The sequence below is a fragment of the Pseudomonas sp. DL genome, from assembly GCF_047199225.1.
Taxonomy (GTDB): Bacteria; Pseudomonadota; Gammaproteobacteria; order Pseudomonadales; family Pseudomonadaceae; genus Pseudomonas; species Pseudomonas aeruginosa.
Genome location: NZ_CP178323.1, coordinates 2,849,815 through 2,864,838, shown reverse-complemented (window position 1 = coordinate 2,864,838; position 15,024 = coordinate 2,849,815). Strand labels below are relative to the sequence as shown.

Here is a 15,024-nt window from a genome sequence, read left to right as displayed (position 1 = left end):
TTTCGTCGACATCGGACCCGCCGCAGGGCCTATGGCGCCCTCGCGGGCATCAGCAGATCGCCGCCGACTCCACCGCCAACGCCGCGGCGCCCTGCCCCGCGCGCCAGGCCTCGACCTGGCGCTCGACGACCGCCAGCACCTCGGCCTCGCGCTGATGGATGAAGAAGTGCCCGCCGTCGAACAGTTCCAGTTCGAAACCGCTGCGGGTTTCCTCGGCCCAGGCCAGCAACTGTTCCTCGCTGGCCTTGTCCTCCCTGCCGCCAAGCGTTCGGATCGGACAGGCCAGCGGCGGGCGCCGCTGGTGACGATAGCTGCCGCAGAGCAGGAAATCGGCGCGCAGGATCGGCAGGGTCAGGCTCATCAGCTCGCGGTTGCCCAGCACCTCTTCCGGCGTACCTTGCAGGTCGCGCAGGTCGGCGATCAGCTCGGCGTCGCTCTTCGGTTCGGCGAAACCGCGGTCATACTCGGCGCGTCGCGACGGCGCCGCGGTGCCGCAGGCGAAGAACCCCAGCGGCGTCGGGCAACCCAGCTCGCGCAAGGCATACAGCACCTCGCAGGCGAGCAAGGCGCCGAGGCTGTGCCCGAGCATCGCGTAGGGGCCCTGGCGGACCTCGTCGTGCAGCTCGCGCGCCAGTTGCTGCGCCAGGCTCGCCAGGTCGGTCTGCAACGGCTCGGCCATCCGCGCCCCGCGCCCCGGCAACTCCACCGGACGCACCGCCAGCCAGGCCGGCAGCTTGCGCCGCCAGCGGCTGTAGGTCATGGCGCTGGCGCCGGAATACGGCAGGCAGAACAGCCGTACGGGCGTACCGCCCACTCAGCCGGCCGCCTTGTCCATGTGCTGGCGCAGGCTCAGCGGGCGCATGTCGGTCCAGACTTCCTCGATGTAGGCCAGGCAGTCCTTCTTCAGGCCGCTCTTGCCGGCCGCCCGCCAGCCCTGGGGAATCTCCTTGTATTCCGGCCAGATGGAATACTGCTCCTCATGGTTGACCACTACCTGGAACTGGATGTCGTCACGGTCGAACACTGAAGTCATTGCTTGCTCCTGATGGGATCGAACGGCCGCGCGCAGCACGGCCCTTGCGTTGGATAACGAAAAGCCCGGCGGGAAAATTAGCCGGCCAGCGCCGCGCCGAGGGCGCGGGCGAAACGCCGGGCCACCTCGTCGATCTGTTCGGCGCCGATGATCAGTGGCGGCAGGAAGCGCACCACGCTGCCGTGGCGGCCGCCCAGTTCGAGGATCAGGCCGCGCCTCAGGCACTCGCGCTGGACCCGCGAGGCCAGGGCGCCGTCGGTCGGCGGATGACCGAGGGCATCCGCCTCGCCCTGCGGGGCGACGATCTCGACCCCGAGCATCAGCCCCCGACCGCGGATATCGCCCAGTTGCGGATAGTCGCGCTGGAGGATGCGTAGGTGCTCGGCCAGGCGCTCGCCCATGGCCGCCGCGTGGGCCGCCAGGTCGTGTTCCTTCAGGTAGCGCATCACCGCCGAACCGGCGGCCATGGCCATCTGGTTGCCGCGGAAGGTGCCGGCGTGGGCGCCGGGCTGCCATTTGTCCAGCCATTCGCGGTAGACCACCACCGCCAGCGGCAGGCTGCCGCCGATGGCCTTGGACAGCACCACCACGTCGGGGACGATGCCGGCGTGCTCGAAGGCGAACATCCTGCCGGTACGGGCGAAGCCGCTCTGGATCTCGTCGACGATCAGCGCCACCCCGGCCTGCTCGGTGATCCGCCGCAAGCCGCGCAGCCAGTCGAGATCGGCCGGAACCACGCCGCCCTCGCCCTGGACCACCTCGACGATCACCGCCGCCGGCAACTGCACGCCGCCTTCCGGATCGTTCAGCAGGTTCTCCAGATAGTGCAGGTTCGCCTTGACCCCCGCCTCGCCGCCGAGACCGAACGGGCAACGGTAATCGTAGGGATACGGCAGGAACTGCACGCCCGTGCTGAGCACCGCGCCCAACGGCTTCTTCGGTCCGAGATTGCCCATCAGCCCCAGCGCGCCCTGGCTCATGCCGTGGTAGCCGCCCTGGAACGACAGGATGGTGCTGCGCCCGGTGGCGGTGCGCACCAGTTTCAGCGCGGCTTCCACCGCGTCGGTGCCGGTCGGGCCGCAGAACTGGATCTTCGCCTCGGCGGCCAGCGCCGGCGGCAGCAGGCCGAACAGGTCCTGGACGAACTGGTCCTTCACCGGGGTGGTCAGGTCGAGGGTGTGCAGCGGCAGCTCGTCGGCCAGAACCTGGCGGATCGCCTCGATCACCACCGGATGGTTGTGCCCCAGCGCCAGGGTGCCGGCGCCGGCCAGGCAATCGATGAAGGTACGCCCCTCGACGTCCTCCACCAGCAGCCCCCTGGCCTTCTTCAGCGCCAGCGGAATCCGCCGCGGATAGCTGCGCGCGTTGGACTCCTGGCGGCTTTGCCGTTCCAGCAAGGGCGACTGGGAGAACTCGTAGAGCGTTTCGCCCTCCGCCGGGGTGGCGCGGAGCGGCTGGTCTTCGATGACGCTGGTGGCGACGTGCATGTCTTCAACCCTCAAGGCGTGGTGGTGTTCCACTGGCAACCGGCGATCCGGCCGCCAGGGGCGGCATTCGCGGATCGGATGCACAGGAGACGCAGGAGGGACGCACGGATTTACTGCGCCGGACCGCAGCACCGTGCTCGGACCGCCAGCTCCGGCCCGGACACCGTCGAGCGGGCCGCTAGTCGGCGCCCGCGGCGCTCACCCGCCAGATCGCGTTGCCGACGTCGTCGGCGATCAGCAACGCGCCGTCGGCCGCCTGCGCCAACCCCACCGGCGCGCCGAACAACTGCTTCTCGTCCGCGGAGACGAACCCGGTCACCACCGGCTGCGGCGCACCGGCGGGCTTGCCGTCGGCGAACGGCACATGGACCACCTGGAAGCCGCTGACCGGCGAGCGGTTCCAACTGCCGTGCTCGCTGACGAAGGCGCCGTTGCGATAGCGCTCGGGCAACTCGTCGCCGGTGTAGAAGAACAGGCCCAGCGCGGCCACGTGGGAACCCAGCGCGTAGTCGGGGACGATGGCCTTCGCCACCAGGTCGGGACGCTGCGGCTTCACCCGCGAATCCAGGTGCTGGCCGAAGTAGCTGTAGGGCCAGCCGTAGAAGCCGCCCTCCCGTACCGAGGTCAGGTAGTCCGGGACCAGGTCGTTGCCGATCTCGTCGCGCTCGTTGACGATGGTCCACAGCTTGCCGGAGACCGGTTCCCACTGCAGGCCGGTCGGGTTGCGCAGGCCGGAGGCGTAGATGCGGCTGCCGCGGCTGGCGACGTCCACCTCGAGAATCGCCGCGCGACGGTATTCGATCGCCGCGCCGTTCTCGGTGATGTTGCTGTTCGAACCGACGCCCACGTAGAGCTTGCGCCCGTCGGGACTGGCGAGCAGCGCCTTGGTCCAGTGGTGGTTGATGGTGTCCGGCAGGTCGGTGAACTCCATCCCCGGGTCGGCGACCCGGGTTTCACCCGGCACGTAGCGGTAGCGCATGATATTCCCGGTATTGGCGACATACAGGTAATCCCCCACCCGCTGCACGCCGAACGGCGAGTCCAGCCCTTCCAGGAACACGTACTTCTGCCACTGGCCTCCGGCGCCGGCGCGGCGCAGCAGGGTGATGCGGTTGCCGCCCTTGCCGGCCTTGCCGGACTTCCCCTTGACCATCCCCGCGATGAGTTGCTTCGGCGTGGTCACCGGCGCGGTGCCGGGCGAGTTGGCCTCCACCACCAGCACATCGCCGTTGGGCAAGACCAGCAACTGGCGAGGGTGTTGCAAGCCATCGGCGATCTTCTCGATCTTCAGGCCCTGGGCCACCGTCGGCTTGGCCTCTTCCGACCAGCCCACGCCTTCCGGTACCTTCATCGGCGGCAGAAGGAAGTGCTTCGGTTCCGGAAGCGCCGGATTGGCGCCGGTCTGCTGCTGCGGATCGTTCCGCGACCCCTGGTTGCAGCCGGCCAGGACCAGGCCGAGGGCAAGCGCGACGGGGCGCAGCGAGTGGAGGCTAGCCATGCGCCACCTCCTCCGCGGATACCGCCAGGAGCGCCTCTCCCAGCGCCAGCAGCAGCACCGTCGCGATCGACAGCCATAGCCCGGCCGGCATCACCGCATAGGCGTCGCGGCTGTGCACGAAGGCATTGAAGATGGCCAGGACGATGCCGGCGAACTTCAGCAAGGAGGAAACCCTGGCCGCCGCGACGACCGCCGCGCGCCGCAGCAGCCATACGCGGCACAGGTCGACGACGCAGGGCAGGATGGCGAATAGCAGGCCGAGACTGATCAGCCAGGCCGCGCTCTTGCCCCACATCACCTCCGCCGTGGCGAAATAGGTGGCGTCGAAGACCAGGGCGGCGACGAAGAAACCGAAGGGAACCGGGTTGAGGACGTTGTAGAAGGCGTCCAGCGGTCTGAAGCGTAGTGCGGTGGCCATTGCGAAACACTCCTCTCGGGAAACGCAGGCTTCCCGACGTGAAGGGACGGGCAGGAGATTCGAACCGCCGAGGCCCTGCGCAAGGCGCGGGCAGCGGGGAACGGCACGGCGAAACGGCGACTGGGGGGCTCGCGCCCCTTCTGCGACGGACCTGCGCGAAGCGCTGGAGTTCATCTGCAAGGACCTGTCGGAAGCGATAGGTACGCTGGCGATCCTTCCGATGGAACTTCGTGCGCCGCGACTCACCGAAACAGGGGTAGCGCCCTTCCCGGCCCTCCCGCCGGGTTGCCGCGCCGCCCCAGGCGCACCCCGCCGGCGACCGATCCGCGCCCGGCGTTTGCCGAAGAGGAGACAGCCGATGCCTGATCGAACCGCTCTACCCCGCGCCATGCTCGCGGCCTGGGTCCTGCTCCTGCTGGCGGCCTGCAGCCAGGGCCCGGCGCCTACCCCGCCCGCGTCCTGGGGTTGGCAGGACGCCAGCGGCGAACGCGCGATCGCCCCCGACGAAGCCTATCCCGAGCTGTTCCAGGCGGTGCAGGAAAGCCGGCTGTTCAGCGACCAGAAGCACTTCGTCGATGCGCTCCCGCTGCGCGAGCCTGCACGGATCCGCGCCGACTACCTGCGCGAGAGGGAGCGGCCCGGCTTCGACCTGCGCGCCTTCGTCGGCCGCAACTTCGAGGAGTCCGGCAGCGTCGAGACCGCCCCGCCGGAAGCGGGTGCCGATCTCGCCAGCCACATCAGCGACCTGTGGCCGGCGTTGACCCGCCACTACGAGCAGGTGCCGGCCCACAGCAGCCTGCTGCCGCTGCCGAAACCCTACGTGGTCCCCGGCGGACGCTTCCGCGAGGTGTACTACTGGGACTCCTACTTCACCATGCTCGGCCTTGCGGAGAGCGGGCAGCACCAGCGGGTGCGCGACATGCTCGACAACTTCGCCTACCTGATCGATACCTACGGGCACATTCCCAACGGTAACCGCAGCTACTACCTGAGCCGTTCGCAGCCGCCGTTCTTCGCCTACATGGTGGACCTCCAGGCAAGACGCGAAGGCGACGCCGCCTACCGGCGCTACCTGCCGCAGCTACAGAAGGAATACGCCTACTGGATGGAAGGCTCCGCCGGGCTGCGCCCCAACGAGGCGCGCCTGCACGTGGTGAAACTGGCCGACGGCAGCCTGCTGAACCGCTACTGGGACAACCGTGACACACCGCGCCAGGAGTCCTTCCTGGAGGATCGGGCGACCGCCGCGCGCGCCCCGCAGCGCCCCGCGGGCGAGGTCTATCGCGACCTGCGGGCCGGCGCGGAAAGCGGCTGGGACTTCTCCTCCCGCTGGCTGGACGACGGCCGCGAACTGGCCAGCATCCGCACCACCGCCATCGTCCCGGTGGACCTCAACGCCCTGCTCTACCATCTCGAACGAACCATCGCCAAGGCCTGCGCCAGCAGCGCGCTGAAGGCCTGCGAGCAAGGCTACGGAGCCCGCGCGGAGAAGCGACGACAGGCCATCGAAGGCCACCTCTGGCACCCGGCGGGCTACTACGCCGACTACGACTGGCAACGCCGGCGGCCCATCGAGCGGATCAACGCCGCCAGCCTCTTCCCGCTATTCACCGGGCTGGCCTCCGCCGAACGCGCCGGTCGTACCGCCGACAGCGTCGCCGCCCAACTGCTGCGCCCGGGCGGACTGGCCACCACCACCCGTGCCAGCGGCCAGCAATGGGACGAGCCGAACGGCTGGGCACCCTTGCAGTGGGTCGCCGTACAGGGCCTGCGCGCCTACGGCCGGGACGCCCTGGCGGAAGACATCGGCCGGCGATTCCTCGCCCAGGTGCAGCAGGTCTACGACCGCGAAGGAAAACTGGTGGAGAAATACGACATCAGCGGCAACCAGGGCGGCGGCGGCGGTGGCGAGTACCCGTTGCAGGACGGCTTCGGCTGGTCCAACGGCGTGACCCTGCAACTGCTCCGACTCTACGGCCCGGGCGCCGGTCGCTGAGCCTCAGCCCGGCTCCGGGTACTGGCGCTGCGCGGCGTCGGCGAAGCCTGCGGCGAGAAAGTCGATCAGCGCGCGGACCGAAGGCAACAGCCCGCGCCGCGAGGGGAACATTGCCACCACCATGCCTTCCACCGGCGTCCACTCCGGCAGCACCCGCACCAGCCGGCGCTCGGCCAGGTCGCGACTGACCACGCAGAGCGGCAGGCCGCCGATCCCGACGCCCTCCAGCACCGCCTGGCGCAAGGTGCCGAGGTCGTCGCTGAGCAGTTGCGGGCGCAGGTTGAGGGCCGCGCTGCTGCCATCCGCGCCGACCAGCCGCAGGCTGCCGTCCAGGCGCGAACGCTCCCAGCCGACGTAGGGCATCGCCGACAGGTCGGCCGGCAGCTCCGGCGGGCGGTAGCGGGCCAGCAGCTCCGGGCTGGCCACCAGCACCTGCGGGCTACGTGCCAGCACCTTCATCACCAGGTCGCTGTCCTCCAGCGGCGGGAAACGCAGCGACAGCGAGATGTCGTAGCCTTCGGCGATCACGTCGACCCGGCGATTGAAGGTCTTCACATACAGCTCGACGTTCGGATACTGCGCCATGAAGCGCGCCAGCATCGGCGCCAGTTCGAAGTGCAGCAGCGGCGTCGAGCAGGTCAGGCGGACCATTCCGCACGGCTCCGAGCGGTTCTGTTCGATGACGTCCTCGGCAGCCTCCGCTTCCACCGTCATCGCCACGCAATGACGGTAGTAGGCCTGGCCGATCTCGGTCACCTGGAATTGCCGCGTCGAGCGCTGCACCAGGCGTACGCCCAGGCGCGCCTCGAGCTGCGCGACCTTGCGGCTGATGGTCGACTTCGGAATCCCCAACACCCGCCCGGCGGGGGCGAAGCCACCGTGCTCGACCACCTTGGCATAGATGAAAAGCGCGTTCAGATCGAACACCAGCTCACCACTCATCGTTCCACCTGCGAGACTCTGAGACTTGATTTGCGGACTACCGGTTCCCACTCCCGGGAACTAGCGTATCGCTCCATCGACTCAATCGAGGAGCACCGACGTGAAAAAGGTCCTGGGAATCTACGGCAACGCCAACCGCCACTGGGTGGGCGACGGATTCCCCGTTCGTTCGCTCTTTTCCTACAACACACTGGGCCAGCATATCAGCCCGTTCCTCTTGCTGGACTACGCCGGGCCTGCTGATTTCCCCCCCGCACAGCAGCGCCGCGGCGTAGGCCAGCATCCTCATCGCGGCTTCGAGACGGTGACCATCGTCTACCAGGGCGAGGTCGAGCACCACGACTCCACCGGTGCCGGCGGACGCATCGGGCCGGGGGATGTGCAGTGGATGACGGCGGCCTCCGGGATCCTCCACGAGGAGTACCACTCGGAACGCTTCCGTAGCACAGGTGGAACGCTGGAAATGGTCCAGCTATGGGTCAACCTGCCCTCCAGCGACAAGATGAACCCGCCGCGCTACCAGACCCTGCTGGATGCCGACATTCCCCGCGTCGGCCTGCCCGACAGGGCCGGCGAACTGCGGGTGATCGCCGGACGCTACGGCCGCCACCAGGGGCCGGCGCTGACCCACTCGCCGCTGGCGGTCTGGGACGTGCAGCTGAAGGCCGGCAAGCACCTCGCCCTCGACCTGCCCAAGGGACATACCTGCGCCGTGGTGGTCCTGCGCGGCACCCTCGCGGTCGGCGACGAGATCGTTCGCGAAGCCCAGGTCGCCCTGCTCGACCGCGACGACCCGCGGCTGGAACTGGAAGCCAACAACGACGTGCAGTTGCTGGTGCTCAGCGGCGAGCCGCTGGACGAGCCGATCATCGGCTATGGCCCCTTCGTGATGAGCAGCCGCGAGGAAATCGACCAGGCCATCGAGGACTTCGAGAACGGGCGCTTCATCCGCGCCCACTGAAGTCCGCCCCCCTACGACATGGCCCGCGCAGGAAGCGCGGGCCCGGCCGGGCTTTGCCCGAAATTCACGGACGACCACCCTGCAAGAGGAAATGGAAATGAGCGCTCCCGCCAACTTCAACGGCCAGACCCCGAAGATCGATCCGGCCAACGCCGCCATGTTGCTGATCGACCACCAGAGCGGCCTGTTCCAGACGGTCAAGGACATGCCGATGACCGAACTGCGCGCCAACGCCACCACCCTGGCCAAGGTCGCCACCCTGGCGAAGATCCCGGTGATCACCACCGCCTCGGTACCGCAGGGCCCCAACGGCCCGCTGATCCCGGAGATCCACGAGGCCGCGCCGCACGCCCAGTACGTCGCGCGCAAGGGTGAGATCAATGCCTGGGACAACCCGGAATTCGTCGCCGCGGTGAAGGCCACCGGCAAGAAGCAACTGATCATCGCCGGCACCATCACCAGCGTGTGCATGGCCTTCCCCAGCATCGCCGCGGTACACGACGGCTACCAGGTGTTCGCGGTGATCGACGCCTCCGGCACCTACTCCAAGATGGCCCAGGAAATCACCCTGGCACGGGTGGTCCAGGCCGGCGTGGTGCCGATGGACACCGCCGCGGTCTGCTCGGAAATCCAGCGTACCTGGAACCGCGACGACGCCGTGCAGTTCGCCGAAGCCTACAGCGCGGTATTCCCGCACTACCAACTGCTGATCGAGAGCTACGCCAAGGCCCAGGCCGTGGTCAACAACCACGAGCAACTGGATTCGCAGCGCAAGTGATCCATGGGAAGGAAGGGGCTGCACGCCCCTTCTTTTGCCGAGCAGGAGCCTGGTGGACAGCAACGACTACGGACCGGACCCATGCCTGATTCCTCCATGAAGCGCGGGGCTACGCTCTGCCTTGCCCTTGCCATAGGTCCGGGCTCGACCCTCGCCGACGACTCCCTGGGCCATCGCGACAACATCAGCACCGGCCTGAACCAGCGGCAGAAAGCCGAAATGAAGGTGCCGCCGGGCTTCGTCGAAGGCTCGACGCTGAACGGTTTCATCCGCAACTACTATTTCGCCCGCGACAACCACGACACCCCGTCCCGCCGCGACCAGCGCGAATGGGCCCAGGGCCTGATGCTGTCGTTCCGCTCCGGCTATACCGAAACGCCGATAGGCATCGGCCTGGATGCGCACGCCTTCTACGGCCTGCGCCTGGACGGCGGTGGCGGCAGCGGCGGTGCCGGCGTGCTGCCGCTGGACTCCGCCGGTCGCCCCGCCGACAGCTTCTCGGCGGCCGGCGCGGCCCTCAAGCTGCGCGGCCTGGACAGCCTGCTGAAGATCGGCGACCAGTTGCTGGAGAACCCGGTGATCGCCAGCGGCGTCAGTCGCATGGTGCCGCAGAGCTACCGTGGCGTGACCCTGAAGAACTACCATTTCCACGCGCTCGAACTGGACGCCGGCTTCGTCGAAGCCACCCGCCTGCGCAACCAGAGCGGCCACAGTCATCTCACCAGCGGCTACGGCAACGGCACCAAGGACGGTATCGCCGCCGATCGCGAAAGCCCGCACATCGCCTGGCTGGGCGCCAGCTACAGCGCCCCCGGCGGCAGCCAGGCGACGCTCTACAGCGGCCGCCTGGAGGATATCTGGAACCAGCACTACCTCGGCCTCAGCCAGCCGTGGCGGCTTTCCAGCCAATTGACCCTGACGCCCTGGCTGCATTACTACAAGACCCGCAACCAGGGCCGCAGCCAGCTCGGCCGGATCGACAACGACCTCTACAACGCCGGCCTGACCCTGGCCGGCGGCGGCCAGTCGCTGAGCCTCAGCCTGCAAAAGGTCGATGGCGACACCCCGTTCGACTTCATCGCGCAGAACGACCGGACCTTCCTCTACGAAAGCAACGCCATGCAGTACGCCGACTTCAACGGCCCCGGCGAGCGCTCGTGGAAGATCCAGTACCAGGCCAGCCTGGCCTTCCTCGCCGCCCCGGACTGGCAGTTCGGCGCCGCCTACGGCCGTGGCCAGGCCGACCTGACCCGGATCGACCCGGACAGCGCGGGCTACGGCTACCTCTACAACCCCAATGGCAAGAACGCCCAGCACTGGGAACGCGACCTGTCGCTGCGCTACGCCTTCCCCGCCGGCCCGGCCAAGGGCCTCAGCGTGACCCTGCGCTGGGCCACCCACCGCCCCGGCGAAGGCTACACCGCCCCCGGCAACACCCGCGGCAACTCCAGCTCCGACGAATACCGGGTGGTGGTCGACTACCCGATCAGGTTGCTCTGAACCCACGGAACCAGAAAAAAGAGAAACTCCCTCATGCGTGCAGCCCTGCTACCCACCTTCGGCGCCCTCTCCGCCGCGCTCTGCCTGGAGGCCCGCGCCGACGCCGTCGCGCTGCCGCCGCTGGCGCTCGGCAACGCTAGCTTCATGGACGGCGTCAGCCGTCCCGGCATGCTCTTCGAACTGCCCCTGCAATACGTTCGGGCGAACAACGCCAGCGACGCCGGCGGGCATTCGGTTCCCGGTCGGCAACGGGTTCGTGGCACCACGCTGTTGCCGCACTTCGCCTACCTCAGCCAGAACACCCTGCTCGGCGCCCACTACGGCGCCGAAGTGCTGCTGCCGCTAGTACGCCTGGACCTCGATATCGACGGCGGCCCGGACGGCCGGCGCACCCGCCAGGGCGACCTGATCGTCAGTCCGCTGATGCTGCAATGGGGGCCCGCTACGCTGTTCGGCCGCCCCTACTGGCAGCGCCTGAACTTCGTCTTCTCCCTGCCCACCGGCGACTACGACAAGGACGCCGCGATCAACACCGGCAGCAACACCTGGATCTTCAACCCGCACTACGCCTTCACCTGGGAACTGGGCGAGCGCCTGGAACTCAGCGGCCGCCTGCACTACGCCTGGATCAGCCGCAACGACGACCCCTCGCCGCGCCTGGGCGCAAACGACGTACAGCCGGGCCAGGCGCTGCACGCGAACTTCTCGATCTCCTACGCGCTGGACCCGCACTGGCGGATCGGCCTGGCCGGCTACCAGTTGAAACAGATCAGCGCCGACCGCATCGACGACCACCGGCAGGCCGACTCGCGCGAGCAGGTCTTCGGCATAGGCCCGGGGGTGATGTACAGCCAGGGCAGGCAAACGCTGTTCGCCAACCTCTACGCCGAAAGCGGCGCGCGCAACCGCAGCGAAGGCAACCAACTGACCCTGCGCTACCTGCTGGCGTTCTGAATCGGCGGATAACGCCCTGGAAACGCCGACACCTCCCCAGCTCCGTAGGGCGAATAACCGCTCGCGGTTATCCGCCGCTTATCCGGGGTATCGGCGGATACCGCCTGTGGCGGTATTCGCCCTACGCACCCCGGAAACGCCGGACAGCTCCCCAACTCCGTAGGGCGAATAACCGCTCGCGGTTATCCGCCGCTTATCCGCGACATCGGCGGATAACGCCCATGGCGTTATTCGCCCTACACACCCCGAAAACACCGGAAAGCGTCCAGGTCCGTAGGGCGAAAACCGCTCGCGGTTATCCGCCGCTTAGCCGCGACATCGGCGGATAACGCCCATGGCGTTATTCGCCCTACACACCCCGGAAACGCCGGACAGCTCCCCAACTCCGTAGGGCGAATAACCGCTCGCGGTTATCCGCCGCTTATCCGGGGTATCGGCGGATACCGCCTGTGGCGGTATTCGCCCTACAGGCCCTGGAAACGCCGGACAGCTCCCCCGGACATTTCCGCAGGCTCTCTCAGAAGCCCGGGAATTGGATAAAAACCCAGTAGGAGGATGATGGAGGGGCCGGCAAATCCGTCCCGCAGGGACAGGACCGAACGGCACTGCCCTCTATTTTCTGAGGGCAAAAAAGACGCGGGCCGCAGGTGGTGGAACACCTACGACCCGCTAACCACAACCCAGCTTACTAAGGAGCTGACCCATGGCTAAGCCGAATGATACGTCCAACCCCGAGGTAACAGAATCGTCCCCCCGCTTCGTCCCGCTGCTACCCACCTCCCAGGCCGACATGTGTCCGCGTAGCGCCACCCTGTACGTGGACACCCATGCACTCCCCACGCACTTGTTCGACAACGCGAAAGTGCGCTTGAGGTCGGCAATCAACATCCTGGCCATGACCCGTTTGCTCGATGAGAAAGAAGAGCCCGGCGGCACCCTGGCCTACATCAACGGTGCGTTGCTGTCGCTGCTCAGCGATGCCTTGTCCGAAATCGAGGCGGGCCACCCGAGCCTGTAGCGCCGCTCCCTGGCGCGACGCCCCCGGCCTGGCCGGGGGCTTTGCGGCATCGCCATCACAAGACCTTTCGCGTCCGAACGGCACGCTTGATCGCCGTCCCGGTCCTCGCGAAACGGCCGCCAATTGCCCGAAGCTTCCGACCCTTTTTTCGGACGATTTCTTACGCCCTTATAAATCAGCAAGTTACGAGACCTCGAAAAAAGAGGGTTTCTGGCAGGGAAAAACCCGCCGCTCCTGTTTTCCGCCAAATGGCTATAGGTTTTCCGGGCCAGCCCAGTGCCACGCAGGTAACCAGGAAATGCTCAGGGAACGGGTTCGGCTGCGAGCAGTTCACCGCCATATAGACAGTGGACAAGAGCCTACCCTCATAGGCCTAGCTGTTCAGCGGGCTTGTGCCATCGGAGACTTCGTACAAGGCTTAGCCATTGCCGTCCTACAGGCGCTGTCAGTAGGCTTTTTTCGCCGGCGACTTCGGTTCCCGGCAGGCCACAGCCTGCTGGCCCAACACCCACGAGCGGCCTGTCTCCCTGCCGCGCCGGCAGAAGCCAGGCAGCGGACAGCTCAGAGAAGGATTTCTCCTATGCACGGCCATACCCAGCTTGCCCCGCACTACTTCTTCCGACAGCAGCGATTGCTGCGCGCGCTGCTGATCGACGACCAGGCCTGGTTCGTCCTCGACGACTTCGCCCGGCTCATCGAACACAGCCAGCCCGAACAGATGCTCGCCCGCCTGGACGACGACCAGGCGCGCCGGGAGTCGTTGCGTTCCGAACGTGGCGAAGACCAGGCGCAGTGGCTGATCAGCGAGTCCGGCGCGTATGCCGCGCTGATCTACCAGCAGCGCGGCGATGGCGGCGAATTGCGCCGCTGGCTCAGCGGCGAGGTGGTGCCGGAGTTGCGCAGCGCCACCGACGACAGCGGTATGCCGCGCTACGTCAAGTTGCGCTGGGAGCGCCAGGTGGTGCACATGCTCGACTGGCAGGGCAAGCTCTGGGTGAATTTCAGCGAGATGCCCGACCTCCTCGAACGCCAGGGCGAACCCATGGTGCAACTGGGTTGGCGACGCTGGTTGCGCAAGTTGCGGCCGCTCTAGGCGAGCGGCCACTTGCTCGTCGCAGGGGCTCCACTCCTCCACCCGTTTGAGACGAAAGCCCGAACCCGATCAACAGGTTGAGCAGGCTGCCCAACGTGCGGTAACGCTTGACCACGCCGCTGGCCAGCCAGTCGGTGGTACGCGGCCCTTCGATCGAGTAGCGGTCCAGCAGGTGCACCATCCCTCCCTGTCCAGCCGCCAGCCGGACAGCGGTATGGCGTGCAGGTTGACCGGCAGGCGGCGAAGAAGTCGTCGCGATCGTAGATGTTCTGCGTCATCTGCCCCCCCGGAAGGACAGCGAAAGAATAAAGGCCGGCGGCGAAGAGCGACCGCCAGCGCAGCGAGCCGAAGCAAGTTCCGAATATAAGTTAATACCCTGTCAGATCTGGCAGCTTAAGGCGTATGGCGGCGCCAGTTAACAATATGGAAATAGACTTTCCCTAGCCTCACCTCCACGCACAACAACAAGAAGTCATCGGCATGAAAAAAATTCGAAAATTAATATTGGATGATTCCTTCGGAGAAGATTATGACTGCCAGGATCTACCGGGAAGTCGTCAACCCGGGAAAACTCGACGAAACACAGAGGGGAAACCTCGCAAGCGAACTCTACGCGATTCACGCCAGGATCTTTCATGGCGTCCAGTATGAATCCTTCGCTCGCGAGGTCATCCACTCCACCGCCCGCCTCACCCGCATCGCCATCTACCGCAACCGCCAGCACGAGATCGTCGGCTACTGCGCCGTGCATTTCCACGACTCGGAAGTCTTCCAGTACAGCAAGGCCTGCGTGATCCGCGCCGAGTCGGGGATCCTCCCGGAGTACCGCGGGAGCAACCAGAGCATTCCCTTCCTTACCCGCCAGGTGCTGCGCTACAAGTTGCTCAACCCCGGCAAGCGCCTGCTGTTCCTCGACACCCTGATCCATCCCTCCAGCTACGCCCTGGTGACCAAGTACGTGGATGACGTCTGGCCCTGCCACTGCGACCTGGAAAGCCACCACGTGAAGTTCCTCGAACACCTGATCGCCCAGTTCAGCTTCAAGCGCAGCAGCAACGATCCGCTGGTGGTCGACACCGGCTGGACCACCACCGAGGCCGATCACGAACGGGCACGCTGGGCTACGCACAGCAATCCGAATGTGCGTTTCTTCCTCGATCGGAACCCGGAATATCACAAGGGCAACGGATTGATCACGGTATTCCCGATCACCTTGAAGAACATCTTTACGGCGACCCGGCGTTTCAAGCGCAGTTCTTCGGTCAAGCGTAAACAGCACCAGCGTTACAACGCGGCTTCGGCGAAAGTCGGGAATATCGCGTTGTAATGAATCAAGCCGACCCGTA

The 15,024-nt window shown here is 66.8% G+C and carries 14 protein-coding genes; 8 read left to right on the top strand and 6 right to left on the bottom strand.

From position 1 onward, the window contains the following. Positions 1–49: 49 nt before the first annotated feature. The 5 genes from ACI766_RS13505 to ACI766_RS13485 all read right to left on the bottom strand — a co-directional run bounded on the left by ACI766_RS13505 (position 50) and on the right by ACI766_RS13485 (position 4,436). Positions 50–814 (bottom strand): thioesterase II family protein, encoded by a 765-nt coding sequence (locus ACI766_RS13505; protein ID WP_003105945.1) that lies wholly within the window; start codon positions 812–814, stop codon positions 50–52. Then, positions 815–1,033, bottom strand: a complete 219-nt coding sequence (locus ACI766_RS13500) for an MbtH family protein (protein ID WP_003089636.1) — start codon at positions 1,031–1,033, stop codon at positions 815–817. A 77-nt stretch (positions 1,034–1,110) separates the two neighbouring features. After that, positions 1,111–2,520 (bottom strand): aspartate aminotransferase family protein, encoded by a 1,410-nt coding sequence (locus tag ACI766_RS13495; RefSeq protein WP_087823993.1) that lies wholly within the window; start codon positions 2,518–2,520, stop codon positions 1,111–1,113. A 178-nt stretch (positions 2,521–2,698) separates the two neighbouring features. Beyond that, complete coding sequence (locus tag ACI766_RS13490; protein ID WP_087823992.1) at positions 2,699–4,018, bottom strand: PQQ-dependent sugar dehydrogenase; 1,320 nt, start codon at positions 4,016–4,018, stop codon at positions 2,699–2,701. Further along, the gene (locus ACI766_RS13485; protein ID WP_003111287.1) at positions 4,011–4,436 is read right to left on the bottom strand and encodes a hypothetical protein; all 426 of its coding nucleotides are present in this window, start codon (positions 4,434–4,436) and stop codon (positions 4,011–4,013) included. The genes ACI766_RS13490 and ACI766_RS13485 overlap by 8 nt, the downstream gene beginning before the upstream one ends. A gap of 358 nt (positions 4,437–4,794) precedes the next feature. Here ACI766_RS13485 and treA point away from each other — a divergent pair, with 358 nt between their 5' ends. After that, positions 4,795–6,432, top strand: a complete 1,638-nt coding sequence (gene treA / locus ACI766_RS13480; RefSeq protein ID WP_023118522.1) for an alpha,alpha-trehalase TreA — start codon at positions 4,795–4,797, stop codon at positions 6,430–6,432. Between the two features lie 3 nt (positions 6,433–6,435). On the opposite strand, the gene ACI766_RS13475 is transcribed toward treA, so the two are convergent. After that, entirely contained in the window at positions 6,436–7,374 is a 939-nt protein-coding gene (locus ACI766_RS13475; protein ID WP_003113062.1) for a LysR substrate-binding domain-containing protein, read from the bottom strand. Positions 7,375–7,474: 100 nt separating this feature from the next. Between ACI766_RS13475 and ACI766_RS13470 the strand changes: the two genes are divergently transcribed. The 7 genes from ACI766_RS13470 to ACI766_RS13440 all read left to right on the top strand — a co-directional run bounded on the left by ACI766_RS13470 (position 7,475) and on the right by ACI766_RS13440 (position 15,005). Further along, on the top strand, positions 7,475–8,335 hold the full coding sequence (locus ACI766_RS13470) for a pirin family protein (protein ID WP_003089646.1): 861 nt from the start codon (positions 7,475–7,477) through the stop codon (positions 8,333–8,335). A gap of 97 nt (positions 8,336–8,432) precedes the next feature. Then, the gene (locus tag ACI766_RS13465; RefSeq protein ID WP_003111283.1) at positions 8,433–9,113 is read left to right on the top strand and encodes a hydrolase; all 681 of its coding nucleotides are present in this window, start codon (positions 8,433–8,435) and stop codon (positions 9,111–9,113) included. Between the two features lie 81 nt (positions 9,114–9,194). Further along, complete coding sequence (locus tag ACI766_RS13460; protein ID WP_031684582.1) at positions 9,195–10,613, top strand: OprD family porin; 1,419 nt, start codon at positions 9,195–9,197, stop codon at positions 10,611–10,613. Positions 10,614–10,646: 33 nt separating this feature from the next. Next, positions 10,647–11,567 carry a transporter gene (locus ACI766_RS13455; protein ID WP_003089649.1) on the top strand — a complete coding sequence of 307 codons (921 nt, stop codon included), beginning with the start codon at positions 10,647–10,649 and terminating at the stop codon, positions 11,565–11,567. Positions 11,568–12,270: 703 nt separating this feature from the next. Beyond that, positions 12,271–12,585 (top strand): hypothetical protein, encoded by a 315-nt coding sequence (locus tag ACI766_RS13450; protein ID WP_003113065.1) that lies wholly within the window; start codon positions 12,271–12,273, stop codon positions 12,583–12,585. A gap of 580 nt (positions 12,586–13,165) precedes the next feature. Then, positions 13,166–13,678, top strand: a complete 513-nt coding sequence (locus tag ACI766_RS13445; RefSeq protein ID WP_003089651.1) for a Bro-N domain-containing protein — start codon at positions 13,166–13,168, stop codon at positions 13,676–13,678. 529 nt (positions 13,679–14,207) lie between these two features. Further along, entirely contained in the window at positions 14,208–15,005 is a 798-nt protein-coding gene (locus ACI766_RS13440) for a hypothetical protein (protein ID WP_003102987.1), read from the top strand. Positions 15,006–15,024 lie beyond the last annotated feature (19 nt).

Coding starts and splice junctions, on each gene's coding strand:
- ACI766_RS13500 (WP_003089636.1), bottom strand. CDS start 1,033: ATGACTTCAGTGTTCGACCGTGACGACATCCAGTTCCAGGTAGTGGTC.
- ACI766_RS13495 (WP_087823993.1), bottom strand. CDS start 2,520: ATGCACGTCGCCACCAGCGTCATCGAAGACCAGCCGCTCCGCGCCACC.
- ACI766_RS13490 (WP_087823992.1), bottom strand. CDS start 4,018: ATGGCTAGCCTCCACTCGCTGCGCCCCGTCGCGCTTGCCCTCGGCCTG.
- ACI766_RS13485 (WP_003111287.1), bottom strand. CDS start 4,436: ATGGCCACCGCACTACGCTTCAGACCGCTGGACGCCTTCTACAACGTC.
- treA (WP_023118522.1), top strand. CDS start 4,795: ATGCCTGATCGAACCGCTCTACCCCGCGCCATGCTCGCGGCCTGGGTC.
- ACI766_RS13475 (WP_003113062.1), bottom strand. CDS start 7,374: ATGAGTGGTGAGCTGGTGTTCGATCTGAACGCGCTTTTCATCTATGCC.
- ACI766_RS13465 (WP_003111283.1), top strand. CDS start 8,433: ATGAGCGCTCCCGCCAACTTCAACGGCCAGACCCCGAAGATCGATCCG.
- ACI766_RS13460 (WP_031684582.1), top strand. CDS start 9,195: ATGCCTGATTCCTCCATGAAGCGCGGGGCTACGCTCTGCCTTGCCCTT.
- ACI766_RS13455 (WP_003089649.1), top strand. CDS start 10,647: ATGCGTGCAGCCCTGCTACCCACCTTCGGCGCCCTCTCCGCCGCGCTC.
- ACI766_RS13450 (WP_003113065.1), top strand. CDS start 12,271: ATGGCTAAGCCGAATGATACGTCCAACCCCGAGGTAACAGAATCGTCC.
- ACI766_RS13445 (WP_003089651.1), top strand. CDS start 13,166: ATGCACGGCCATACCCAGCTTGCCCCGCACTACTTCTTCCGACAGCAG.
- ACI766_RS13440 (WP_003102987.1), top strand. CDS start 14,208: ATGACTGCCAGGATCTACCGGGAAGTCGTCAACCCGGGAAAACTCGAC.